Annotated in this window: 20 protein-coding genes and 1 pseudogene; 9 read left to right on the top strand and 12 right to left on the bottom strand. The window is 66.6% G+C overall.

The window, feature by feature from the left end:
• Window positions 1-17: 17 nt before the first annotated feature.
• The gene (locus tag M2650_RS15925) at window positions 18-824 is read right to left on the bottom strand and encodes a phytochelatin synthase family protein (RefSeq protein WP_249476147.1); all 807 of its coding nucleotides are present in this window, start codon (window positions 822-824) and stop codon (window positions 18-20) included.
• Between the two features lie 230 nt (window positions 825-1,054).
• Between M2650_RS15925 and M2650_RS15920 the strand changes: the two genes are divergently transcribed.
• A complete protein-coding gene (locus M2650_RS15920) occupies window positions 1,055-1,444 on the top strand; it encodes a hypothetical protein (protein ID WP_249476146.1) in 390 nt (129 codons plus the stop codon).
• A 105-nt stretch (window positions 1,445-1,549) separates the two neighbouring features.
• On the top strand, window positions 1,550-1,795 hold the full coding sequence (locus tag M2650_RS15915; protein ID WP_249476145.1) for a hypothetical protein: 246 nt from the start codon (window positions 1,550-1,552) through the stop codon (window positions 1,793-1,795).
• Between the two features lie 3 nt (window positions 1,796-1,798).
• On the opposite strand, the gene M2650_RS15910 is transcribed toward M2650_RS15915, so the two are convergent.
• The 3 genes from M2650_RS15910 to M2650_RS15900 all read right to left on the bottom strand — a co-directional run bounded on the left by M2650_RS15910 (window position 1,799) and on the right by M2650_RS15900 (window position 6,240).
• Window positions 1,799-3,982 carry an Rv1355c family protein gene (locus M2650_RS15910; RefSeq protein ID WP_249476144.1) on the bottom strand — a complete coding sequence of 728 codons (2,184 nt, stop codon included), beginning with the start codon at window positions 3,980-3,982 and terminating at the stop codon, window positions 1,799-1,801.
• Window positions 3,979-4,743, bottom strand: a complete 765-nt coding sequence (locus M2650_RS15905; RefSeq protein ID WP_249476143.1) for a GNAT family N-acetyltransferase — start codon at window positions 4,741-4,743, stop codon at window positions 3,979-3,981. The genes M2650_RS15910 and M2650_RS15905 overlap by 4 nt, the downstream gene beginning before the upstream one ends.
• 258 nt (window positions 4,744-5,001) lie before the next feature.
• Window positions 5,002-6,240 (bottom strand): hypothetical protein, encoded by a 1,239-nt coding sequence (locus M2650_RS15900; RefSeq protein WP_249476142.1) that lies wholly within the window; start codon window positions 6,238-6,240, stop codon window positions 5,002-5,004.
• A 42-nt stretch (window positions 6,241-6,282) separates the two neighbouring features.
• Here M2650_RS15900 and M2650_RS15895 point away from each other — a divergent pair, with 42 nt between their 5' ends.
• Complete coding sequence (locus M2650_RS15895; protein WP_249476141.1) at window positions 6,283-6,666, top strand: putative signal transducing protein; 384 nt, start codon at window positions 6,283-6,285, stop codon at window positions 6,664-6,666.
• Window positions 6,667-6,759: 93 nt separating this feature from the next.
• Here the strand turns inward: M2650_RS15895 and M2650_RS15890 are convergent, their stop codons facing one another.
• The 3 genes from M2650_RS15890 to M2650_RS15880 form a co-directional block, all read right to left on the bottom strand.
• Window positions 6,760-7,596: a nucleotidyltransferase domain-containing protein gene (locus tag M2650_RS15890; RefSeq protein ID WP_249476140.1), complete on the bottom strand. Its 837-nt coding sequence runs from the start codon at window positions 7,594-7,596 to the stop codon at window positions 6,760-6,762.
• On the bottom strand, window positions 7,593-9,482 hold the full coding sequence (gene mnmG, locus M2650_RS15885; RefSeq protein ID WP_249476139.1) for a tRNA uridine-5-carboxymethylaminomethyl(34) synthesis enzyme MnmG: 1,890 nt from the start codon (window positions 9,480-9,482) through the stop codon (window positions 7,593-7,595). The genes M2650_RS15890 and mnmG overlap by 4 nt, the downstream gene beginning before the upstream one ends.
• A gap of 555 nt (window positions 9,483-10,037) precedes the next feature.
• Window positions 10,038-10,640 (bottom strand): hypothetical protein, encoded by a 603-nt coding sequence (locus M2650_RS15880; RefSeq protein ID WP_249476138.1) that lies wholly within the window; start codon window positions 10,638-10,640, stop codon window positions 10,038-10,040.
• 142 nt (window positions 10,641-10,782) lie between these two features.
• Here M2650_RS15880 and M2650_RS15875 point away from each other — a divergent pair, with 142 nt between their 5' ends.
• The 5 genes from M2650_RS15875 (at window position 10,783) to M2650_RS15855 (ending at window position 15,726) form a co-directional block, all read left to right on the top strand.
• Window positions 10,783-11,751 (top strand): pyridoxal-phosphate dependent enzyme, encoded by a 969-nt coding sequence (locus M2650_RS15875; RefSeq protein WP_249476137.1) that lies wholly within the window; start codon window positions 10,783-10,785, stop codon window positions 11,749-11,751.
• A 196-nt stretch (window positions 11,752-11,947) separates the two neighbouring features.
• Entirely contained in the window at window positions 11,948-12,712 is a 765-nt protein-coding gene (locus M2650_RS15870; protein ID WP_249476136.1) for a hypothetical protein, read from the top strand.
• Between the two features lie 47 nt (window positions 12,713-12,759).
• The gene (locus M2650_RS15865; RefSeq protein WP_249476135.1) at window positions 12,760-13,512 is read left to right on the top strand and encodes an MHYT domain-containing protein; all 753 of its coding nucleotides are present in this window, start codon (window positions 12,760-12,762) and stop codon (window positions 13,510-13,512) included.
• A 103-nt stretch (window positions 13,513-13,615) separates the two neighbouring features.
• Window positions 13,616-14,041, top strand: coding sequence for a ketosteroid isomerase-related protein (locus M2650_RS15860; RefSeq protein WP_249476134.1), 426 nt, complete (start codon window positions 13,616-13,618; stop codon window positions 14,039-14,041).
• 182 nt (window positions 14,042-14,223) lie between these two features.
• Window positions 14,224-15,726: an ArnT family glycosyltransferase gene (locus M2650_RS15855; RefSeq protein WP_249476133.1), complete on the top strand. Its 1,503-nt coding sequence runs from the start codon at window positions 14,224-14,226 to the stop codon at window positions 15,724-15,726.
• On the opposite strand, the gene M2650_RS15850 is transcribed toward M2650_RS15855, so the two are convergent.
• The 5 genes and pseudogenes from M2650_RS15850 to bioB all read right to left on the bottom strand — a co-directional run bounded on the left by M2650_RS15850 (window position 15,701) and on the right by bioB (window position 20,619).
• Entirely contained in the window at window positions 15,701-16,324 is a 624-nt protein-coding gene (locus M2650_RS15850; protein WP_249476132.1) for an EcsC family protein, read from the bottom strand. The genes M2650_RS15855 and M2650_RS15850 overlap by 26 nt on opposite strands.
• A 241-nt stretch (window positions 16,325-16,565) precedes the next feature.
• A complete protein-coding gene (gene bioC / locus M2650_RS15845; RefSeq protein ID WP_249476131.1) occupies window positions 16,566-17,444 on the bottom strand; it encodes a malonyl-ACP O-methyltransferase BioC in 879 nt (292 codons plus the stop codon).
• A gap of 130 nt (window positions 17,445-17,574) precedes the next feature.
• Window positions 17,575-18,348: pseudogene (gene bioH / locus M2650_RS15840) on the bottom strand (pimeloyl-ACP methyl ester esterase BioH); the annotation flags it as partial.
• Between the two features lie 7 nt (window positions 18,349-18,355).
• Window positions 18,356-19,570: an 8-amino-7-oxononanoate synthase gene (gene bioF / locus M2650_RS15835; RefSeq protein WP_249476129.1), complete on the bottom strand. Its 1,215-nt coding sequence runs from the start codon at window positions 19,568-19,570 to the stop codon at window positions 18,356-18,358.
• A gap of 5 nt (window positions 19,571-19,575) precedes the next feature.
• A complete protein-coding gene (gene bioB, locus M2650_RS15830) occupies window positions 19,576-20,619 on the bottom strand; it encodes a biotin synthase BioB (protein ID WP_249476128.1) in 1,044 nt (347 codons plus the stop codon).
• Window positions 20,620-20,668: 49 nt separating this feature from the next.
• On the opposite strand from bioB, the gene M2650_RS15825 reads away from it, so the two are divergent.
• Entirely contained in the window at window positions 20,669-21,385 is a 717-nt protein-coding gene (locus M2650_RS15825) for a ComF family protein (RefSeq protein WP_249476127.1), read from the top strand.
• Window positions 21,386-21,398 lie beyond the last annotated feature (13 nt).

Raw genomic sequence — 21,398 nt, 5'->3', positions numbered from 1 at the left:
CGCAAGCATGGCCCGCCTCAGTTCGGCTTTCGGCCAGGGGCGGCCTCCGCAACGGACCGGAGCGATGCGCTGCGCGTGGCGCGCCCGGCCCGTGCATAAGGCCCTTCCCGGACGATGAGGAAGCCGCGCGTGCGTTGCGACGAAGGATTGAGCGGCGCGTTCATCGCGTCCCACAATAAGGTCGCGGGCACCCAAACCGACGGGTATTTGTGCGCCGCCACGTCGAGGATCAGGAAGCGGTCGGTTTCGTGATCGTAAGCGGCGATCGGTGAGATGTGGCCGCCTTCGGTTTGGCCCAGTTCGGCGCGCTGGTAGTTCACGAGCAGGAAGTCTCCGGTCGCTCTCAAATTTTTTCGCGCGATCCGGCGGAACGCTTCGAGGTCCGTATCGGAGGCGTAGACGACCGTCGCATCCGCGCCGTGCGCGCGCAAGGCGCGGCCGAGTTGATTCAGCGACATTCCCGACACGCTGACCCGCCAGGAAGACGCGATCTCCTCGACAGCCTCGGTGAAGAACGTGGATTGGTCGATATGGTCGTCCTCGTCGCGCATCGCATTGATGACGACCACCGAACTGGCTACGCCGCAGAAGGAACCGCGCATTTGCGCGACGAAGTTGGCGGCAAGGCTGTCGTAATCGGCCGCATACCCGCTCTGTGCGACCAGCTTCCGGCCTGACGGCGATTGGATCGAAACCAACTGCTCCGGGATCGGCAGCCTGTCGACCGACGGCGTTCGGAAGTACCGGTTCCAGCCAACGCCTCCGGCCGCAAGTAAAAGAAGCAGCGGCACGGCACCCAAGACGACGGCTAGAGACCGCTTCATCGCACCCTCCCAGCGCTTCGGCGGCGCGATAGGTCGCGTGTAGCGTCAGGATTGACCCCGATCGATCAAGCGAAGGTGAAACATGGGAAGCCGTAACTTGAATGAATGCGCGCGCGAATCGAACGACGCGAGGGTGTCGCCTAATCCCGGGCGGATGCTCGTCCTAAAACCCCATTTAGGTTAGCTGCGTTCGAAAGGCTGCGCTATCGAAACTGGCCCACCGGGCATGGATGATGGAAGAACCCTGTTCAGCAAGACGTGCGCCATTGATCGCGGCCGCGAAAAGCAGACGTATCGGCACTCACGCAGAACTTGCACGCCTCTTAACCTTGGCTTCCTTCGGCGATGTCGGCCCACAAGACATACGCCCCATCGACGCGCAAGGCCAACTTAGAAAATCCGGTCGCATTGCCGCGCCTTCGCAGCCTGCGGCATTCGCCGGTGGTTTCGTCGAGCTGGCTTTCATTCCGGTGCGCAGGAACATGCCCGCCGCGCACGCCGCCCTCGCCCCCTTTCCTGGACTTGCCGGCTGCCTTTCGCTCAGCGCGAACGACCGCATAGGCTTGCTTTACGCCCCGCACAATGTGATCGCGTTCGCAGTTGTGAAAAATGTGCAGTGACCGCTGGCCATCGGCCCGTTCGTTCCCCGTCTTGACTGTAGCGCCGCCAACCCCTGGACGCAGGCGGAGCCGGTGCTGCAAGGCGTTACCCATATGGAGACGAGTATGGCAAGGGATGCGAACAAGGGCGGCCTGCGGATGCGGGTCGAGCTGGATCCAGCCGAGCGTGCGCTGCTGATCCGCGGGCTGCGCACCATGTGGCATTTGCATGTCGATTCGCAAATCGCCGCAGCCTCGCGGCTGTCGACCATCGACCGCTCGCAAAGGGCGGCGCTGGAGACTACGGACGTCCGGTTGCTCGAAATCCGCGCGCTGGCCGGCAAGCTCGGCGCGGCCATATTCGGCGATTGAACGCTAGCTGCGCCTTCTCAGCGTGGAGCGTGGAGAATTCAATTCGTCTGCGGCGGGGAGCAGGCGGAACAATGCGATGTCGGCGCGCGATTCCGGCACGCCGAAGATCGCCCGGAAGCGCTTGTCGATTTCCGGCAGCGCTGCGGCCTGCAGCTCCGTGACCGGCCTGCCCGCACGCCATGCGCCGAGCAGATAGCAGAGGGGCGTCACGGGACAAAGACCAACATCCGCACGCGTAGCTTCCAGCCACACACGCTGCAGCGCTCGCCCGCCAGACAGATAATCGCCATGTGTACTGGTGGCCGACCACAACAGGCCGATGGCGGAACTGGAAGACACTTGCTCATGAGCCAGCTTGGCCAGACCTCCGCCCAGATCCCACTCGCACAGCATCGCCACGATATCCGGGTCGCGCAGGATCTGCAGCGTAGCCTCTTCGGCCGCTGACAACGACAGCGACGACAGAGGAATTCCTTCGCCTGCGCGTCGATGCTCGTGCTCTGACCAGGCGATTTCGCGCACCATGTCCGCGTGCGAATCCGGATCGAGAATGCGCAAGCGCTCGGCCTCTCCCACGAGTTCGGCCACGGATTCTATCGCCCGCCGTTCGCTCAAGAAGGCAAGCTTGAGACCCGGAAACCTGGCCGCCTGCATGCACAACCGGTCCAGCAAAGTGTCCGGAAGAGATGAGATGGTTCGTGGGCGGGTACGTACGCTCCGTCGCCGCACCAGTTGGGCGTGTAAGGGCTCGCTGCAATGCCGTCCTCCATCGACCAGCGACAAGGACGCGATCGCGGCGCCTTGCGTGTCGATCTCGACCTCGACCTGGAAGCCATGATGGCTCGACGAAATGATCGCCGATTCCAGCGTTGCGCCCAGGCCGACCATAGCCGCTTTGTCGTCGTGGTACAGCACGCCGGCTTGGTCAGTGCGGCGGTATTTCAGCACAAGCCCGCTTTCCGTTTTCTGCCATTGCCATGGCTGCACGTTGCCTGCCGACGGAGCGAGAATGGCATCGGCGATGATGCTGTCCAATGGGCCCTCGAATTGATCCGCGATGGAATTCGAATGCGTCTCGGACTCGAACGCATTGGGCTGCACCGACGGCCGACGGCTCCCCACTTGGGCAAGATCCATATAGTAACGGCCCGATTCGACGGGTTCTCCCAGCAACAGCCGCCGTGCCGCGTCGCAGACGATGGCACCGCCAAGGGTGACGTCGGACGCCAGCTGTGGCCAGGTTTTGATGCTCTGCTCGATCTCCATCATCGACGCGCGCAGCCGCACCGAAGAGGATGACAAACCGATGATATCGAGCACGATCGGTACCTTTTCTTCGGTGCTCAGATCCGCGAGCGTCTCAGGATCCTGGTTTTTCATCCGCCCATGGAAAAAAAGACGATCTGGTTCTGTGTCGAAGCGTTCGATATCCGTCATGCCGCGGTCGGAAGTGTTCATCAGCACAGGAATACCGCGTGCGCGTGCTGCCTCGCGTAATCGCAGCTTGACGTCCAAGCTGTCGCACTCGTCGATGACGGCATCCAATCCATCGAGAAAAGCCTCGCTATTGTCCTGCGTGTAGCCGCTGTCGAAACAATCCACTTTCAGATAGGGGTCGAGCTCGGCGATCTCGCGCGCCGCGGCCACGGTCTTGGGCAGGCCGATGTTGTGTATACCGCAGCGCAAGCGATTGAGATTGGAAAGATCGATCGTGTCGTGATCTGCAAGCCGCAGTTCACCGCAGCTGCGTTCGAGCGCGAGCGTCAAGGCGACCGACTGTCCTACAGAAAGGCCGACTACGCCGATCTTCTTGCTCGCCAGCCTGCGCTGCTCGGCGGCGGTGATCTTGTGCTGGTTGCGATTGGTCCGGAGCTCGATGAAGTCGGCCTCGGGCAAGACCCGCACAAGCCGCCGCGCCCATGGGTAGTGCGCCCAAACGCCGTAATCGGGGCCGCGTTCGGCCAGGAACGCGTCGACGGCCGACCGCAGCCGCGGCGCATCCAGCTTTTCGGACACGAACCGGGACTGCAGCAGATCGGCTATCTGCAGCCGCAGCGTATCGACGGCCTCGTAACCCGATTGTCTCGAGAGGCACTCGGCGTCGCGACCGACCACGATCTCGGCAGCGCACTCATGGCGAGCGACACGATGCGCGGAATCCGACGATGCAGGGGAGGCGGTAGTCATGGTTTCAGAGCAAGCCGTTCGTTGAAATTCCGCCACAGGATCGGCTGGCCGAAAGAGATGCAGTCTGCGAAGCGCTTCACCATCGGCCTGCGCTCGACGGGCAAAGTCAAAAAGGCAACCGGATCGCCCCAGACTACGGTCGATACGTAGTCCGCATTCGGATAGTCGTACTGGCCCAGGCCGAAATCCGGTACGAGCCCGACCGTGCCGTAAAACTCAAGCACGTGCTGATGCGAGAAACCGACGATTTTGTCCGCACGCAGGCGATGCGCAGCGGCGAAGGCGACCAGCATCAACTGTTCGCTCAAACCGGTCTTGCGCCATATCTCGTCGGCCCAAAGACCGCTGAACTCGACGACATGCCGTCCACGCCAACTGTCGATCTCGGGTTGCAAGCGCACCATCCCGCCGAGCGCTCGTTCCAGCGGCAGCATCGCGCCGTCGCCACGCCGGTACAGGCTCACGCTACCGACGATTTCATGGGAATCGCAGTCGATCGCAGTCACCAGATGCAGGTGCCCATCGGCCGTCTGTTCCAGCGGCACCGAAGCGGCAGCCGCACGAAACTTGGCGTAGCAGGCCTGCTTCTTGCGATAGCATGTCTCCGCCGTCGCTGGTTTTTCCGCGGCATTGGCCAGTTCGAACTTCAGTATCGGGCCGGTAATGGAAAGCGTATCGGGTCGCGAGCGGTACTCTCGCGGTCGTGTCTCGTTGACGGCTTTTGCGGCCATGCCGTCGCTTTTCTTTTCGTCGATGATCATCGATGTCTCTCCCGCTGGTGGTCGGACCGGCTTCTTGAACCGGAACAGGATTCGGTGCGGGCTTAACGACGAAAAAAGACCTCGAGAGTGGACATGCGGACACAAATCGAGCCGTCGCCACGTTAAAACGGGCGTTTTTGGGCGCTGGCGCTAGTCCGACCGGGGATGCCCGGTCAGCAAGATTCGGCGAGGCCATGCACCGTCGGCTTTGTTTTCGTTTTTCGCGGCTTACCGGCAGGCCCGCGGCGGACCCTGCGTTCAGCGCAGGATCTGTGCCCCGCGCAGACGTGGCTGGCCGTCCACCGCGTCGGTCCATACGGCATAAGCGCCATCGGCGCGCAATGCGAGTTTGGCAAATCCGCTTGCCGATCCGCGCGCCTGTAGGTCTGCAACTTTCGACTTGCGGGTTTCTTTGCTCAAGTCGGCCGGATAACGTGCCAGCCATAAGGATTGCGCGCCAGCTTCCTCACGCAACCACAACACCCATGCCTCTTTGCCGTCGTAGGCGACATCGACGCGGCCGAGCACTGCCGCGCCACGGTCGACCTTCAGCGGCGCCGCGAAACTGGCGCCGCCGTCGCGGCTGCGCGCGAGTTGCAATACGGGTACACCACCGGCAGCGGTGTACCAGGCGACGATGACGTCGTCGTTTTTCGCCGCCACTGCGGGCCCATTCACCGGGCAGGCCGGCATCTTCCAGCCATCGGCGTGCACGCGCACAGGCGCGCTCCAAGCCTTGCCGTCGTAGCGGACCGCGGCGATGTCGCGTATTTCATCGACGTCGCGGTCGCGATAGACGATGACCGGGCCGCTCGCGGCCATGGCGACATCGGTCTGGCAGCATTCGCAGGTGGCTTCGTCGAGCGGGCTTTCGGCGATGCGCTGCAGCGATGCGTCGAAGCTCGCGGTGCGCAGCGACATGCCGCCGTGGTTTTCGTGCGCGCCGCCCTCGCCCGCTTGTGCGGGATTCAGCCACGCCACGCCCAGCGTCGTCGGCGATGCGGGCCACAACGATGCGAAGCCGTGTTCGCCGCCCTGGTCGCGGTTGACGACCACCGGCGCGCTCCAGTTGAAGCCGCGGTTGCCCGAACGGCTCAGCGCCAAATCGTATTCGGCGGGTCCGGCGCCGGTCCTCTGCAGCCAGTGCACCCACAGCGCGCCGTCGGGCGTGGCGGCGATGTGCGGCGTGTCGGCCCAGTTGGAGAGCAGCGCCTCGCCGACGGCGATCGTCTTCGGGGTGCTTTGCCAGCGGCCGTCGGTGCCGTAGGCGGCGAATTGCAGCGCGTTGTCGCGCCCCTTGCGCACGCTGATCCAGCTCAGCAGCAAACGGCCGTCTGCAGCGACGGCGAGATCGGGTTGCGCTGCGCCTTGCTCGGCGAGCAGGGGCCACACGCGTACTTCGCCGGATGCGCCGGTCGGCGCCGATGGTTCGGCCTGGCGCTGACAGGCGCCGAGCAACGCGAGGGGCAGCAAGACCAGGGCTGTGGCGGCTTTCATGCGCCAAGCGTACCCTGACCTGGCCGCGGAGGCACCGAGCCGATGTTTACGACCGTCGCCCACTATCACGATCCGATCGAAGCGCATATCGCCCGGGGCCTGCTGGCTTCGCAAGGCATCGATGCGCATCTGGGCGACGAGCACCTGATGATGGCGAATTGGGAATGGCGGCTGGCGGTGGGCGGGGTGAAGTTGCGCGTGCCGCGGGCGCAGGCGCAGCAGGCGCGCGATGTCCTGCGTGCGGCCGAAGCGGGCGAGTACGTGCTGGAAGACGAAGAGGATCCGGCAGAAGCGCGGACGCTGGCGCCGCCGGACCGCGAATCGTGGTCGAGCCGGCTGGCGTGGATCGCGTTGATGCTGTTCAGCGTTCCGCTCCCATGGCGGCGCAAGCCCGCGTCGGATCGCGAAGCCGTCCGCGAGCTGTAATCGCGCTCTTCGTTCTTTGTGGGAGCGGCTTCAGCCGCGAGCTTTCGACGCGCACGGCGATCGGAAGGAAAGAGCTCGCGGCTGAAGCCGCTCCTACAAAAGCCCTTGCCTTATTGTGCGACGGAGAAAATCGTCCAGCTCGTCGGGATGTCCCTCCGCCGCGCGCAGCCGGGGTGGACCCATCTCGAATTCGGCGAGCGTCCGTTCCACGTACTCGTTGATCTCCGCTATTCGCGGGCCCTGCGCGATTTCGGCGCTGCGGCGCTTCACCGCCAGCAATGCGTCGATCCGCTCCCGCAACATGCCATTTGGCAACAAGCGTTCCAACAGCAGCTCGAACGCCATCGGCGGCGGATCATCGGATCGCTGGATCCACAGGCAAGCCAGCAACGGGCGCAGCACATACAGATACTTCTTCGTACGAACGCTCTCGCCCTGCAAATAACCGCGATAGTTGCCTTTCGCCATGCTGAAGTAATGGCGCCAGGCGCCGATCGGCGAATAGAAGCGTTCGGACAAGCCTCTTAACTCGCTAGCGACAGCACTGTCCTGCCGATAGACGATCGGCGAACGCACCCATTCGGACAGCGTGGGATTCGATTTCGCCAACAGCCGGAGCGCCTTGCGCAGATCCCAGCCGCTGACATCCAGGTCGTCGTCGATCGGCAGTTCGATCACGTCGCGCTGAGGCTGTCCCGGCCGAGTCCGTTCCAGGACCGTCACGTACCAATCCGGCTCGTGCGAATAGATGAAGCGCGCGTCGTAATCGCTGTCGGGCGAGGAAAACCCCCAGCCGCGGCTGCCGGACTCGCAGGCGAATAGGACCCGCACCCGATGCTCCCGCTCGATGCCATCCAAGGCATCGAGAACCGCCTGTCTTTTGTCCGCCGCTATCGGATGGATGTCGCCGGAACCGTCGGCCGAACTCATGCGACCTGCGCGCGCCGCTGGCGCGCGATGTGCACCAGCAGCAGCGAGATCGCCGCTGGGGTCATGCCCGGGATGCGCTGGGCCTGGCCGACGGTCTGCGGGCGCACGCGTTCCAGTTTCTGCTGTACTTCGGCGGACAGGCCGCGCACCGCGGCGTAGTCGAAGCCATCGGGGATCGCGGTGTCTTCGTTGCGCTGCTGGCGTTCGATCTCTCCGCGCTGGCGCTCGAGATAGCCGGCGTACTTCACGCCGATCTCGACCTGCTCGGCCACCTTGGCGTCTGCGACCGCAGGCCCCAGCGACGGCACCGACAGCAGCTTGACGTAATCCAGTTCCGGCCGCTTGAGCAGGTCGAGCGCGTTGGTTTCGCGGCTGACGGCGACGCCGGTCGCTTGTTCGAGCTCGCGCCCCAATGCATTGGCGGGCGTCGCCCACACACCGCGCAGGCGCTCGGTTTCGCGCGCGATGGCCTCACGCTTGGCGGCGAAAGCGTTCCAACGCGCGTCGTCGACCAAATCCAGGTCCCTGCCGGTTTCGGTCAGGCGCAAATCGGCGTTGTCCTCGCGCAGCTGCAGCCGGTATTCGGCGCGCGAGGTGAACATGCGATACGGCTCGAGCGTGCCGTGTGTGATCAGGTCGTCGATCAGCACGCCGACATAGGCCTGGTCGCGGCGCGGCGACCACGCATCCTTCTGTTGCACGAAGCGCGCTGCGTTCATGCCGGCGATCAGCCCCTGCGCGGCGGCCTCTTCGTAGCCGGTGGTGCCGTTGATCTGGCCGGCGAAGAACAGGCCGGCCACCGCCTTGGTTTCCAGCGAGGTCTTCAGGCCGCGCGGATCGAAGAAATCGTATTCGATCGCGTAACCCGGCCGGGTGATGTGCGCGTTTTCGAAGCCGCGGATGCTGCGCACCAGCGCCAGCTGCACATCGAACGGCAGCGAGGTGGAGATGCCGTTGGGATAGATCTCGGCGACGTCCAGGCCCTCGGGCTCGACGAAGATCTGGTGGCTCGCCTTTTCGGCGAAACGCACGACCTTGTCTTCGATCGACGGGCAGTAGCGCGGGCCGATGCCTTCGATGGCGCCGGTGAACAACGGCGAGCGATCGAGCGCGCCGCGGATGATCTCGTGCGTGCGTTCGGAAGTGTGGGTGATCCAGCACGACACTTGGCGCGGATGTTCGGACGCGTCGCCCAGATACGAGAACACCGGCAGCGGCGTGTCACCCGGCTGTTCTTCCATGACCGTGTAATCGAGCGTGCGGCCGTCGATGCGCGGCGGCGTGCCGGTCTTGAGCCGGTCGACCGCGAACGGGCCTTCGCGCAAACGATGCGCCAGCGTCGTCGCGGGCGGATCGCCGGCGCGGCCGGCGGCATACTGGGTCTGGCCGACGTGGATCTTGCCGGCGAGGAAGGTGCCCGCGGTCAGCACCACCGCCGGCGCTTCGAAACGCAAACCGGTTTGCGTGACCGCGCCACGCACCGTTTCGTTTTCGACGATCAGGTCGTCGACCGCCGCCTGGAACACCGTCAGGTTCGGCTGCGATTCGACGATGCGCCGGATCGCGCTGCGGTACAGCGAACGATCGGCTTGGCAGCGCGTCGCGCGCACCGCCGGCCCCTTCGATGCGTTCAAGGTGCGCCACTGGATGCCGGCCAAATCGGCGGCATGCGCCATGGCGCCGCCGAGCGCGTCGATCTCTTTCACCAGATGGCCTTTGCCGATGCCGCCGATCGCCGGATTGCAACTCATCGCGCCGACCGTTTCGATGTTGTGGGTCAGCAGCAAGGTGCGGGCGCCGGCGCGCGCGGACGCGAGCGCGGCCTCGGTGCCGGCGTGGCCGCCGCCGATCACGATGACGTCGTAGCGATGGAAGGAAGCGGTCATGACGATCTGGCGGTAGGCGACGGTTGCCTTCTTCCTGCGGGAGAAGGTGGCCCGAAGGGCCGGATGAGGGTTCGGAGTATCGCGTCAGCGGAACGGCGTCGCTTCGCCGAACCCTCACCCCAACCCCTCTCCCGAGAGGAGAGGGGCTTAATGGGCCGGCATTATCGCCGACCCCGTGCCGGGCGGGTTGGCACGCTTCCTGCTTTATCCCTACTTGCACCCAGCGTGGCAAGACGCGGGGGCGTTGGCCGGGCAGGAACAGGGACGGCCATGCGCACACTGGGGACGCGAGGGGCCGGATGTCGGGGGACGTCCGGCCCCGTTTTTTTATGGCGCCGACGCCCGGCGGAGGCGGAACAGGGGGGATCCGTGATTCCCCACCGGGCGTCGACAGAGGTCGACCACTACACTCAACGTCGTAAAACGACGCGTTCGGTCATTAGTGGCTAGAGTGCGACCGCCGACCGGCCAGCGCAAGCGGTTTGAAGTTCGCAGTTCGGGACGATGGTCGCGTTTTTGCCATCGCCCGAGCCGTCGCCCACCGGCGGCCCGCGGTCAGCGCGTTCCCGACTTCATTTCCGCACGGGCGCGGCGAGCTTCTTCACGCCGCTCCGAACCGGCCGGGACCGACGCCCTGGGCGCGACCGGCGCGCGTGGGGCCACCACCGGAGACGGGCGAGAAACAGGCGAGGGGCGGGAAACCGGTGCAGGACGATAGGCGGGCGTCGGCTGCACGCTTCCGGACGACGAACCCACGCTTCGGCGCGGCGGCATCATCGGTTGGGCGCCTTCGGCCGGGCGGATCTTGTTCAGGTCGCGCCACGGCGGCTTGCCCGAAGGCGGCCGGCTGCTGGGCGGGCGGTAGTGCCCGCCGCCATGACCGTGCCCGTAAGGCGGCCGGTAGTAATAGTGGTGGTGGCGCGGATAGCTGTAATAGGGATAGGCGTAATACGGGTAGCCGTAATAGCGGCGCGAATCGTAGTAGCCGTCGCCGTAGTAGCCATCGTAATAGCCGTAGGGATAGCTGCCGTAGCGGCGGTAAACGACGTTCGGCTGCGTGCGGTAGTACCCGGCGCCGTAACCGTAGCCGTCGTAGGTGACGCAGCCGGCCAGCGCGAACGCGGCGGCCAGGATGGGAATAAGCAGACGCAGTTTCATGACGGACCCCCGATAGGCCGAACCAGCATCGGCCGCAGGCATTGAATCGCCGCTTAATTCTTCCGATGCGGTCGACGCGCCGCTGAACGCGTCAGCGCTGCGGACGGCGATCGGCGCGGGCGGCATCGGCTAAGCTGAACGGATGACGATTCCCGCCGATCCGCCCAGCGCCCAGGACATCCTCGCCGCCGCCGCCCGCATCGCGCCCTATGCGCATGCCACGCCGGTGCTGCGCTCGCGCGGCATCGACGCCCTGGCCGGCTGCGAACTGCATTTCAAGGCCGAACACCTGCAGCGCGCCGGCGCATTCAAATTCCGCGGCGCGTGCAATGCGGTGTTCGCCTTGGACGATGCCCGGGCCGCAGCGGGCGTGGTCACGCATTCTTCCGGCAACCATGGCGCCGCGCTGGCGCTGGCGGCGCGTTTGCGCGGCATCGCCTGCCATGTGGTGGTGCCCGAGGGCGCGCTGCGCTCGAAGGTCGCGGCGATCGCCGCCTACGGCGCCACGCTGCATACCAGCGCGCCCACGACCGCGGCGCGCGAAGCCAAATGCGCCGAAGTGCAAAGCGCCACCGGCGCGACGCTGGTGCATCCGTACACGAATCCGTGGGTGATCGCGGGGCAAGGGACGGCCGCGATGGAATTGCTCAACACCGTCGATGGCTTGGACCTGCTGGTCGCGCCCGTCGGCGGCGGCGGTTTGTCTTCGGGCACCGCGCTGGCGGCGGCGGCCTTCGCGCCGCAGTGCCGGGCGATCGGCGCCGAACCCAGCGGCGCGGCCGACACGTTCGAGTCGCTACGGCGCGGCGAACGCGTCGCGCAATTCACGCCCGATACCGTTTGCGACGGCTTGCGCACGCTGGTGGGCGAACCGAATTTCGCACTGCTGCGCCGCCTGCGCGTGCAGGTGGTGACCGTCGACGACGACGCCACCGTGGCGGCGATGCGCCTGTTCTGGCAGCGCTGCAAGCAGTTGATCGAACCGTCTTCGGCGATCGCGCTGGCGGCGGTGCTGGGCCATCGCGAAATCTTCGCCGGGCGCCGGGTCGGCGTGATCCTGTCCGGCGGCAATGTCGATCTGGATGCTTTGCCGGGCTTGTTCGCGCGCTGATGCTTCGCCCTAGGCGTAAGTACAGGACAAAAAAGCCCGTTTAGTTTTGTGATCGCGTGTACGTTTTTTTATTGCGTCCGCTGGCAGGCTGGATGAGGGCGATGTCCGCCGCACGTTCGTGACGGCGGTGCCGGGTAAAGGGGCCCGGCCCTACTTCTTTCTCTGATTTCGACCAGGCATGCCGAGGGGGGCGCGGATGGCGGATGTCGAATTTCGCGTGGTCTCGGATCGGCGCGACGGCTTGCTGCTGGCGCTCGGGCAGACCGTCATCGCCGCCGGATTCACGCTGTTGCGCCAGCGCATGGTCAACAGCGACGAAGGCGTCGTGCTCACCATGATCGTGCGCGGCCCGGACAGCGGCCTGCTGATGCTCGAGGAACGCCTGGGCACGCACCACCTGGTCAACAGTTTCGAAGCGTCGCCGCTCGACGGCGCAGCGACGAACGGCGCGGCGCCGGCAGCGGCCAAGCCGGCGGCCGCCGCGAAACCCACGGCGGCCGCGCAGGCCGCGACCGCCGTCGACATGCGGCGCGTAGAAACGCTGCTGCCGCAGCTGGCGCGCAACTATCCGAACATCTTCATCCAGCTGATGGCGCTGGAGCACGACCTGCCGCCGCCGCAGCGCGAACCGACGTTGCGCTACATCGGCCAGCGCGTCGGCGCCTGGGTCTACAAGCGCGACTACGCGCTCGGCGGCCATCTGCCGCTGCTGGATTCGGTGCGGCATATCGCGCTGCCGGCCATGCGCCAATTGCTGCAGGCGGACATGCACGAGGACGTATTGCGGGTCAAAAACAGCCCGTTCTGCCACCGCGGCGAGCACGGGGCATGCTGCCATTTCCTGCGCGGCATGCTCGGCGGACTGCTGGCCGGGCCGCAGGGCACCGACAGCGTGCGCATCGTCGAGAGCCATTGCCGGAACAACGGCGCGGAAGCCTGCAGTTTCGAATTCAGCGCTTAAGCCAGCCACGCAACAGCCAGCCACTCAACGCGAAGGGGAGTTCGCCGATGCCGCACGATCACGCTATCCAATGCCTGCACGACCCGCTGCTGGTCGTCCTTTCCTATCTGGTTTCCGTACTGGGTTCTTTCACCGCCCTGCAATTGGCGATCGCGATCCCGGCCGCGCAGAGCGCATCGCAGCGCCGAGGGGCGATCGTCGCCGCCGGCGCGGCGATGGGCGGAGGGGCGATCTGGGCGATGCACTTCATCGCGATGCTCGCCTGCAAGATGGACATCGCGGTGTCGTACGACCTCGCGCTGACCGCGCTCTCGGCCGTGATCGGAATGGCCTCGTGCATGGCCGGACTGGCGATCGCCGGCACCGGCGTGTTCGGTTGGAGCAAACTGGTCGCCGCCGGCGTGTTCATGGGCCTGGGCGTCACCGGCATGCACTACACCGGGATGGCGGCGATGCTGATGCCGGCCGATACGCATTACAACATGGCCTTGGTGGGGGCTTCCGGAGCGATCGCGATCGTCGCGTCGATCGTGGCGTTGTGGCTGGCGTTCAACCTGCGCGGCCGGCTGCAGATGCTGGGCAGCGCGCTGGTGATGGGCGTGGCGGTGTGCGGCATGCACTACACCGGCATGCAGGCGGCCAGCTTCGTGCCCAACGGCGCGGGCGACGGCGTCGTCGCCGGCGGACTCAGCGTGGCCAACCTGGGCATGGGCGTCTTCGCCGTCACCACCGTGCTGCTGGCGGCGATGCTGTCGCTGAGCCTGCTGCGCCAGCGGCAACGCGCGATGGTGCAGATCTGAGGATGGGAACGGGGAACGGGTGCCTCCCGTTCCTCGCTTCTCCTGTGCCGCGCCTCAAAACCAGTATCATTCCGGCCGGCCATGGCGGCCTCCGAGGATGGCGATGAAAATCGATGGCACGCGCCGCAACGACCGCGCGACCGAGTTGGTCTTGGCCTACTACGCGGCTTTCAACCGCGGCGATTGGACCGCCATGCTCGAATGCCTGGACGAGTACGTGGTGCACGATCTCAACCAAGGCCCGCGCGAAACCGGCCGCGCCCAGTTCGCGGCCTTCCTGCAACGCATGGCGACGAGCTATCGCGAGAAACTCAGCGACATCGTGGTGATGAGTTCGCCCGACGGCCAACGCGCCGCCGCCGAATACGTGGTCGACGGCGAATACCTGGCCGACGATGCCGGCTTGCCCAAGGCGCGCGGCCAGAAATACCAACTGCCGGGCGGGGCCTTCTTCGAGATCCGCAACGGCCGCATCGCCCGCATCAGCAACTACTACAACCTGCAGGAATGGCTGGCGCAAGTGTCCTGATCCCCAAAGCAAGGCTCGGACACGGATCACATCAGAAATAAGGCGGACAAAGGCCAACTTTAGGGTTTATCCGTTTTTCGGATTTGATCCGTGTCTAAACGCTTCGCCCAGCGGTGAGCGGGATAACGAAATACTGAGGGCGCACCGACTAAGCTGCGCCGCCTTCCCTTCCGAACGCGACGATGCGCGCACTGTTCCGATCGCCCGGGTTCTGCGTCGCGCTGCTCGCGGTGTTGCTCGCCCTGGGGTTTCTGGGCGTGCGCGGCATCTGGGATCCCGACGAAGGCCGCTACACCAACGTCGCCCTCAACATGCTGCACAGCGGCGACTGGCTCAATCCGCGCCGCAACGACGAGGTCGGCCACTGGACCAAGCCTCCGCTCACCTACTGGCTGATCGCGAGCAGCGTGGCGGTGTTCGGCAGCAATCCGTGGGCGGCGCGGCTGCCCGCGGCGCTGTCCTATCTGTTCTGCGTGTGGTTGGCGTGGCGCATCGGCCGGCGCCTGGTACCCGGGTCCGAATACGTCGCCGCCCTGATCTACGCGACCATGCTGTTCCCCGTCGGCGCGTCGCAGCTGATCACCACCGATTACGTGCTGGCTGCGTGCGAGACGCTCGCGGTCTGGGCTTTCGTTGAAGCGCGGTTCGGCGACCGGCGCCGGCCCAAGCGCTGGATCTCGCTGATGTGGGCGGCCTTCGCGCTGGCGTTCCTGACCAAAGGCCCGCCCGGACTGCTGCCGTTGCTGGTGGTGCTGGCCTTCGACCAGGCGATGCCCGAGCGCGCGACCCATCGTGTGTTCCGGATCTCCGGCGTGCTGTTGTTCGCGCTGCTCGCATTACCGTGGTATGTCGCGGTGATCCACGGCAATCCCGGCTTGTTCGAATACTTCATCGGCGACGAAGTGGTGAACCGGGTCACCACCAACGAATTCGGCCGCCACGGCGAATGGTACGGCTGGCTGCAGGTGTACGTGCCGACCTTGCTGATCGGCACCCTGCCCTGGACCGGCGCATTGCTGCGCGGATCGCGCGGCGTCCCCGCCGCGGTGGCGCGCTGGTGGCGGGATGCGCGAGCCCGCCAGGCCGAAGCGCCGCAGCTGTTCCTGACGTTGTGGCTGCTGTTGCCGCTGCTGGTGTTCTGCGTTTCGCGGTCGCGTCTGCCGCTCTACCTCCTGCCCTTGTTCGTGCCGCTGGCCCTGCTGGCGGCGCTGCAGCGCGAACGCGAAGGGCGGCCGCCGCCGCGATGGCGCTGGCTGGCGCTGTGGGTGGCGCTGCTGCTCGGGCTGCAGCTGGCATCGGCCTGGTGGCCCACCCACAAGAACGCCGCGCAGTGGGCCGATGCGATCCGGCAGCGCGCGCCCGGCGAGGTGCGCGAAGTCGTATTCGTCGAGGACATGGCCCGCTACGGCCTGCACCTGCACATGGGCGTGGACACCGAAATCGAAAAGATTTCGCAGGATCCGCGGCGGGAACCGCGCTTCAACCCCGAATACGACGAACCGCTCGCGGTCGAACTGGCCGAAGCCGAAACCGACCTGGTCTGGGTCTGCAAGCAGGATTACTGGCCGGAACTGCGGCGCCGCATCGCCGCCCACGGCTATCGCGCGATCGCGCTCGGCACGCCTTACCAGCAGCGCGTCATCTTCCGGGTGGAGCCGCTCAACGCGTCTGCGCCAGCAAAGTGAGTCCTTCGTTGAGCAGCAGCCGCGTCGCCGATGCGCGTTGCGCCTGCGGCACGTCCTGCAGCGCGTCCAGCATCCAGCGCATCGAGCGGCAGCGCGCGTCGCGGCTGGCGCGATCGCTGCCGGTGCTGTTCAGGCCGAGCAGGAACCCGTCGTGCAGCAGCATCGCGGTCACGCCGGCGGATTTCAGCACTTGCCGCGCTGCGACTTCGTCATAAGGTTGCGGGGGATTCTGTAAGCCGGTGGTCGCGATTTCGGCGACGGCAGTGGCGAATTTCTGGCGGCTGTCCGGCCCGAGCCTTTGCGCGGCGCGGCCGATCGCTTCGAGGCTGCGGTCGGCGTCGGGTTCGAGCAGGCCGCACATCGTGTCGGCTTCTTTCGGCACCTGCGAGGAGGCGTGTACGGCCTGGAACAGGCCGTCGATCGCGCTGTCCGGCGCGCGCATGAGCACGCCGCCTGCCTCGCCGATCAGCGCGTCGATATCGATGCCCGACAGTGCTTGCTGGATATCGTCGGCGCTGTAGCGCTGAGCGGCGGCGGCCGGTGCGGCGCCGAGGACGATCAACGTTAGCGATGCGATCAGGACGCTTGACTTGGACATTACTGGCTTCCTCGCACGATGTGCGCGACTGGGAAGACTAAACCGGGATTCGTGAACCGCCGGCCATATGCATTCTTCGCCATGGCCATCCCGAACACCAGGTTTGTCATCCCGATAGCCATATCTGTCATCCCGAACGCAGTGAGTGATCTGCTCCGCGTGAAGCAGATCCCTCACTGCGTTCGGGATGACAAGCGAAAATGTTCGGGAGCGACGGCTGGACGCGAGTGCAAAGGCGTTCTTAACGCCGCCGTATCGGGATCCGGTCCACTGGCACGGCCGCCACGTCGTAGCCGGCTTCGCGGATCGGCGCGCCCGGCGGCGGCGCCCAGGCCTGCGCGTAGATCACTTCCCAAGTGGCGGGCAGCAGGCCGTCGGCGCGGCGTTCGGCTTCGTAGGCGCCCGCGGCGGCGGCGAAACGGGCGCGGCCGGTCAGCGTGTGGCGCCGCGTACGCAGCGCATTGGTCGCCCCCAGCGTGCGCAGCTCGCGCATCAGCGCGGCCAGGTCCGGATAGCCGGGGACGAACAGGTCGCGGTCGAGCACCGGATCCTTGAATCCCGCCCGCACCATCGCATCGCCGAACTGGCCGATCGATGCGAACGGGCTCACGTGCGGCACCGCATCCGCGCGGGCGAAAGCGTCCCGCAGTTCGATCAACGTTTCCGGCCCGAACGTGGATACCAACAAGCGCGCACCGGGCTTGAGCACGCGGCGCCATTCGGCGAACAGCGCCGGCAGGTCTTCGATCCATTGCACGCACAGATTCGAGAACAGCACGTCGACGCTGGCATCGGCCAGCGGCAACGCACGCGCATCGGCGCAGATGCGGTCGAACGGCCGCCACCAGCCCGCCTGCTTGCGCGCCTGGCGCAGCATCGGCAATGCGATGTCGAGCGCCAGCGTGCGTGCGCGCGGCCAGCGCTTGCGCATCGTCGCGGCGGCATGGCCGGGGCCGGAGCCGAGATCGACAACGACTTGCGGCTGGTTGTCTTCGAGATAATCCAACGATTCGAGCAGGCGCGATTCAACCTCGCGCTGCAGCGCCGCGGCGGCTTCGTAACGGCCGGCGGAGCGCGAAAAGGCGCGGCGGACTTGGCGGGTGTCGAAAACTTCGTTCATTGCCTTGGTGCTTTTTCAGCCGTCATTCCCGCGAAGGCGGGAATCCAGTGACTTGCGCTCTTCCTCCCACGCCTGAATCCGAGTTCAAAGTCGCTGGATTCCCGCCTTCGCGGGAATGACGGCTCAGAAGCGAGGCAAACTCATCGATGGCCTGCGAAACCGCATCCGCGTGACCGAGAAAGGGCGCATGCCCGCCGCCGGCAATATCGAGATACGTACTGTCCGTTGCCATCGCCGCTGCATCGCGCATTCCGGCGGGCGGAACCAGCCGATCGCGCCGTCCCGAAACCCACAGGCTCGGCACGCGCAGCTGCGGCAACGCGTCGCGTAGGTCGCTGCGCTCGAGCAGCGTCAAGCCTTGCTGCAGGATCCGCGGCGCCGGCTCGCAGCGCGAGAACAATTCCTGCCGCAACGTGCGCAATTCTTCGCGGCCATGCTCGGCGCCGATCGTGTCGAGCACCAGGAAGCGGTCGAGCGTGCTGCGGTAGTCGGTTTCCAGATCGCGTGCGAACTGCGCGAACACGTCCGGCGACACCGCATGCGGCCAGGGCCGGCCATCGGCGCCGCCGTCGACGACGAAGCGCGGCGTGGCGCAGACCATCGCCAGGCCGCGCACTTGCGGCAGCGTAGCCGCGGCATGCAATGCGAACAGGCCGCCCATCGACCAGCCGATCCAGACCGCCGGCGGCGTGCGCGCCGCGATCGCCGCGACGCAGGCCTCCAGCGTCAGCGGCGTGTCGTCGCGATGGCTGTAGCCGTGGCCGGGCAGGTCGACCAGATGCAGCGTATAGCGATCGCGTAGGCGCGCGACCAGCGGCGCGAAGATGCCGCCGTGCATCGCCCAACCGTGGATCAGCACCAGCGCCGGGCCGTCGCCGGCGATTTCGATATGGAGTTCGCTCACGCCTGCGTCACGTCGCCGCCGGGGCGGCCGCTTTCGCCTTGTCGTCGCCGAAACGGTCGCGCGCCCGCGACAGCGTGTCGATCAGGCCGTCGATTTCTGCCGAGCCGTGCAACGCCGACAAAGTGATGCGCAGTCGCGCGCCGCCTTCGGGCACCGTCGGCGGGCGGATCGCGGCGACCCAGTAACCGGCGTCTTCGAGCGCGGTCGCATACGCCAGCGCGCGCGTCTCGCTGCCGCAGACGAAGGGCTGGATCGGCGTATCCGACGGCAACAGTTCCAACCCATGCGCAGCCGCGGACGTGCGCAGGCGCACGATCGATTCGCGCAGCTTCACCCGGCGCCATTCTTCGCGCCGCGCGATCTTGACCGCGGCCAGCGAGGCCGCGGCCTGCGCGGGCGGCAACGCAGTGCTGTAGATGTACGGCCGCGCGACTTCCGACAAGTGCTGGATCAGCCCTTCGTCGCCGACCAGCACCGCGCCGTAGCCGCCCAGCGCTTTGCCCAGCGTGACCAGTTGCAGCGGCACGTCGGCCGGGCCGAGTCCGCAGGCGGAAACGCTGCCGCGTCCGGTGTTGCCGAGCACGCCGACTCCGTGCGCATCGTCCACGTACACCAGCGCCTGCTGCATGCGCGCCGCTAGCATCAGCGCGCGCAGCGGCGCGATGTCGCCGTCCATGCTGAACACGCCGTCGGTGGCCAGCATCGCGGCGCCTTCGGGAATGCTGCGCAGCTGGCGCAGCGCGCCTTCGGCATCGGCGTGCGGATAGCGGCGCAGACGGCAGTCGGCCAGGCGCGCGGCGTCGATCAGGCTGGCGTGGTTGAGGCGGTCCTGCACGCAAACGTCGTCGGTGCCCAGGAACGCCTGCAACACCGCGAGGTTGGCCAGGAAGCCGCTGCCCAGCAGCAGGCCGCGCGGATATTCGAGCCAGTCGGCGATCTCGCGTTCGAGCGCTTCGTGCGCGGCGTGATGGCCGCAGACCAGGTGCGAAGCGGTGCTGCCGATGCCGTCGCGCGATGCCGCGTCCTGCAAGGCGGCGACCACGGCGAACTGCTGCGCCAGGCCCAGGTAGTCGTTGCCGCAGAAACCGGTCAGCCAGCGGCCGTCGACTTCGTAACGCGCGCCGTCGCGACGGGTCACGTTGCGGCGCACGCGCGTGCGCTGTTGCGCTTCGCGTTGCGCGCGCGCATCGCGGATGCGCTCGTACAGGTCGGGCCGGGTCATAGGGCTCAGGCCGCCGCGCAGGCCTGCGCCGCGTCGACGATGTCGGCGTGCACCGTGTTCGCCTCTTCGATCACCGGCATCGGACGCAGGCCCAGGCGCGCGAACAGCGCCATGTCGCGCTCGGTATCCGGATTGCCGGTGGTGAGCAGCTTTTCGCCGTAGAAGATCGAGTTGGCGCCGGCGGCGAAGCACAGCGCCTGCAGCTCGTCGCTCATCGATTCGCGGCCGGCCGACAGCCGCACCATCGACCGCGGCATGACGATGCGCGCCACCGCGATCGTGCGAACGAATTCGAACGGATCCAGCTCGGCGGTGCCGGCCAGCGGCGTGCCTTCGACCTGCACCAGGCGGTTGATCGGCACCGAATCCGGATGCGCCGGCAGGTTGGCCAGGGTCTGCAGCAAGCCGGCGCGTTGCGCGCGCGACTCGCCCATGCCGACGATGCCGCCGCAGCAGGTCTTCATGCCGGCGTCGCGCACGTGCGCGAGCGTGTCGAGGCGGTCCTGGAATTCGCGGGTATGGATGATTTCGCCGTAGAACTCCGGCGCGGTGTCCAGATTGTGGTTGTAGTAGTCCAGGCCCGCCGATTTCAGCGCTTGCGCCTGGCTGCCGCTGAGCATGCCCAGCGTGGCGCAGGTCTCCAGGCCCAGGGCTTTCACCTCGCGGATCATCGCGGCCACTTTCGGGATATCGCGGTCCTTGGGCGAGCGCCAGGCCGCGCCCATGCAAAAGCGCGAAGCGCCGGCGGCCTTGGCCTGCTTGGCTTTCTCCAGCACCGCTTCGGTGCTCATCAGCTTGGTCGCGTCGACGCCGGTGTGGTATCGCTGGGCCTGCGGGCAGTAGGCGCAATCCTCCGGGCAGCCGCCGGTCTTCACCGACAACAACGTGCTGACCTGCACCTCGGCCGGATCGAAATGCTGGCGATGCACGCTGCCGGCGCGGTGCAGCAGTTCGGTGAACGGCAACGCGAACAGGGCTTCGAGTTCGGTGCGGGACCAGTCATGGCGCGTGGCCGGCAGAGGTTGGGGCTGTTGGCTGACGGCAGGCATGGGCGTTTTCCGACGGACAGGGCAAGGCAGGCTCGGCAGTCTGGAAACCATGCCGGCCGCTGTCAACCGAACGCTGTCCGCCGCCGTTGACGGCCTCGGTAAGTGGCTATGGCCGCTGCGCTGCCTGCTGTGCGGCGAAACCGGCGCGCAGGGACGCGATTTGTGCCGCAGTTGCGCCGCGGCGCTGCCCTGGAACCGCAGCGCCTGCCTGCGTTGCGCCCTGCCCCTGCCTGTCGCTGCAGCCGCCTGCGGCGACTGCCTGCGACGCCCGCCGGGCCTGCATCAGAGCCATGCGGCGCTGGTGTACGGCTTTCCGGTCGACCGGTTGCTGCCGCGGCTCAAATTCCACGCCGATCTGGCCTGCGGCCGGCTGTTGTCGCAACTGATGATCGAGGCCTTCGCCGCCTTGCCGCGCTCCGAAGCGCTGATCCCGCTGCCGCTGCACCGCGCGCGGCTGCGCAGCCGCGGTTACGACCAGGCGCTGGAGCTGGCACGGCCGTTGTCGCGCGCATTCGGCATCCCGATGCTGGACGGGGTCCTGACCCGGTCGCGCGCCACGCCCCCGCAATCGCGGTTGGATGCGGACGCGCGGCGGCGCAACCTGCGCGGCGCTTTCGCGGTGGCGCGCGGCGCGGTGCTGCCGCAATCGGTGACGCTGATCGACGATGTGATGACCACCGGCGCCACGCTCGACGCCGCGGCCAAGGCGCTGCGGCGTGCCGGCGCGTCCCGTATCGATGCCTGGGTGTGCGCGCGCACGCCCTGACCTCCGTTTTTGT

Origin of the sequence: Luteimonas galliterrae, from assembly GCF_023374055.1 — a bacterium.
Classification (GTDB): domain Bacteria; phylum Pseudomonadota; class Gammaproteobacteria; order Xanthomonadales; family Xanthomonadaceae; genus Luteimonas_C; species Luteimonas_C galliterrae.
This window is presented reverse-complemented; position numbering and strand designations above follow the sequence as displayed.

What these genes read in the sequence shown, in the direction of transcription:
- bioB (WP_249476128.1), bottom strand. Translation starts at nt 20,619, where the DNA reads ATGCCTGCCGTCAGCCAACAGCCCCAACCTCTGCCGGCCACGCGCCAT.
- bioF (WP_249476129.1), bottom strand. Translation starts at nt 19,570, where the DNA reads ATGACCCGGCCCGACCTGTACGAGCGCATCCGCGATGCGCGCGCGCAA.
- M2650_RS15875 (WP_249476137.1), top strand. Translation starts at nt 10,783, where the DNA reads ATGACGATTCCCGCCGATCCGCCCAGCGCCCAGGACATCCTCGCCGCC.
- M2650_RS15895 (WP_249476141.1), top strand. Translation starts at nt 6,283, where the DNA reads ATGTTTACGACCGTCGCCCACTATCACGATCCGATCGAAGCGCATATC.
- M2650_RS15900 (WP_249476142.1), bottom strand. Translation starts at nt 6,240, where the DNA reads ATGAAAGCCGCCACAGCCCTGGTCTTGCTGCCCCTCGCGTTGCTCGGC.
- M2650_RS15915 (WP_249476145.1), top strand. Translation starts at nt 1,550, where the DNA reads ATGGCAAGGGATGCGAACAAGGGCGGCCTGCGGATGCGGGTCGAGCTG.
- M2650_RS15920 (WP_249476146.1), top strand. Translation starts at nt 1,055, where the DNA reads ATGATGGAAGAACCCTGTTCAGCAAGACGTGCGCCATTGATCGCGGCC.
- M2650_RS15850 (WP_249476132.1), bottom strand. Translation starts at nt 16,324, where the DNA reads ATGTCCAAGTCAAGCGTCCTGATCGCATCGCTAACGTTGATCGTCCTC.
- M2650_RS15865 (WP_249476135.1), top strand. Translation starts at nt 12,760, where the DNA reads ATGCCGCACGATCACGCTATCCAATGCCTGCACGACCCGCTGCTGGTC.
- M2650_RS15860 (WP_249476134.1), top strand. Translation starts at nt 13,616, where the DNA reads ATGAAAATCGATGGCACGCGCCGCAACGACCGCGCGACCGAGTTGGTC.
- M2650_RS15825 (WP_249476127.1), top strand. Translation starts at nt 20,669, where the DNA reads ATGCCGGCCGCTGTCAACCGAACGCTGTCCGCCGCCGTTGACGGCCTC.
- M2650_RS15925 (WP_249476147.1), bottom strand. Translation starts at nt 824, where the DNA reads ATGAAGCGGTCTCTAGCCGTCGTCTTGGGTGCCGTGCCGCTGCTTCTT.
- M2650_RS15880 (WP_249476138.1), bottom strand. Translation starts at nt 10,640, where the DNA reads ATGAAACTGCGTCTGCTTATTCCCATCCTGGCCGCCGCGTTCGCGCTG.
- M2650_RS15905 (WP_249476143.1), bottom strand. Translation starts at nt 4,743, where the DNA reads ATGATCATCGACGAAAAGAAAAGCGACGGCATGGCCGCAAAAGCCGTC.
- M2650_RS15910 (WP_249476144.1), bottom strand. Translation starts at nt 3,982, where the DNA reads ATGACTACCGCCTCCCCTGCATCGTCGGATTCCGCGCATCGTGTCGCT.
- M2650_RS15855 (WP_249476133.1), top strand. Translation starts at nt 14,224, where the DNA reads ATGCGCGCACTGTTCCGATCGCCCGGGTTCTGCGTCGCGCTGCTCGCG.
- M2650_RS15890 (WP_249476140.1), bottom strand. Translation starts at nt 7,596, where the DNA reads ATGAGTTCGGCCGACGGTTCCGGCGACATCCATCCGATAGCGGCGGAC.
- M2650_RS15870 (WP_249476136.1), top strand. Translation starts at nt 11,948, where the DNA reads ATGGCGGATGTCGAATTTCGCGTGGTCTCGGATCGGCGCGACGGCTTG.
- bioC (WP_249476131.1), bottom strand. Translation starts at nt 17,444, where the DNA reads ATGAACGAAGTTTTCGACACCCGCCAAGTCCGCCGCGCCTTTTCGCGC.
- mnmG (WP_249476139.1), bottom strand. Translation starts at nt 9,482, where the DNA reads ATGACCGCTTCCTTCCATCGCTACGACGTCATCGTGATCGGCGGCGGC.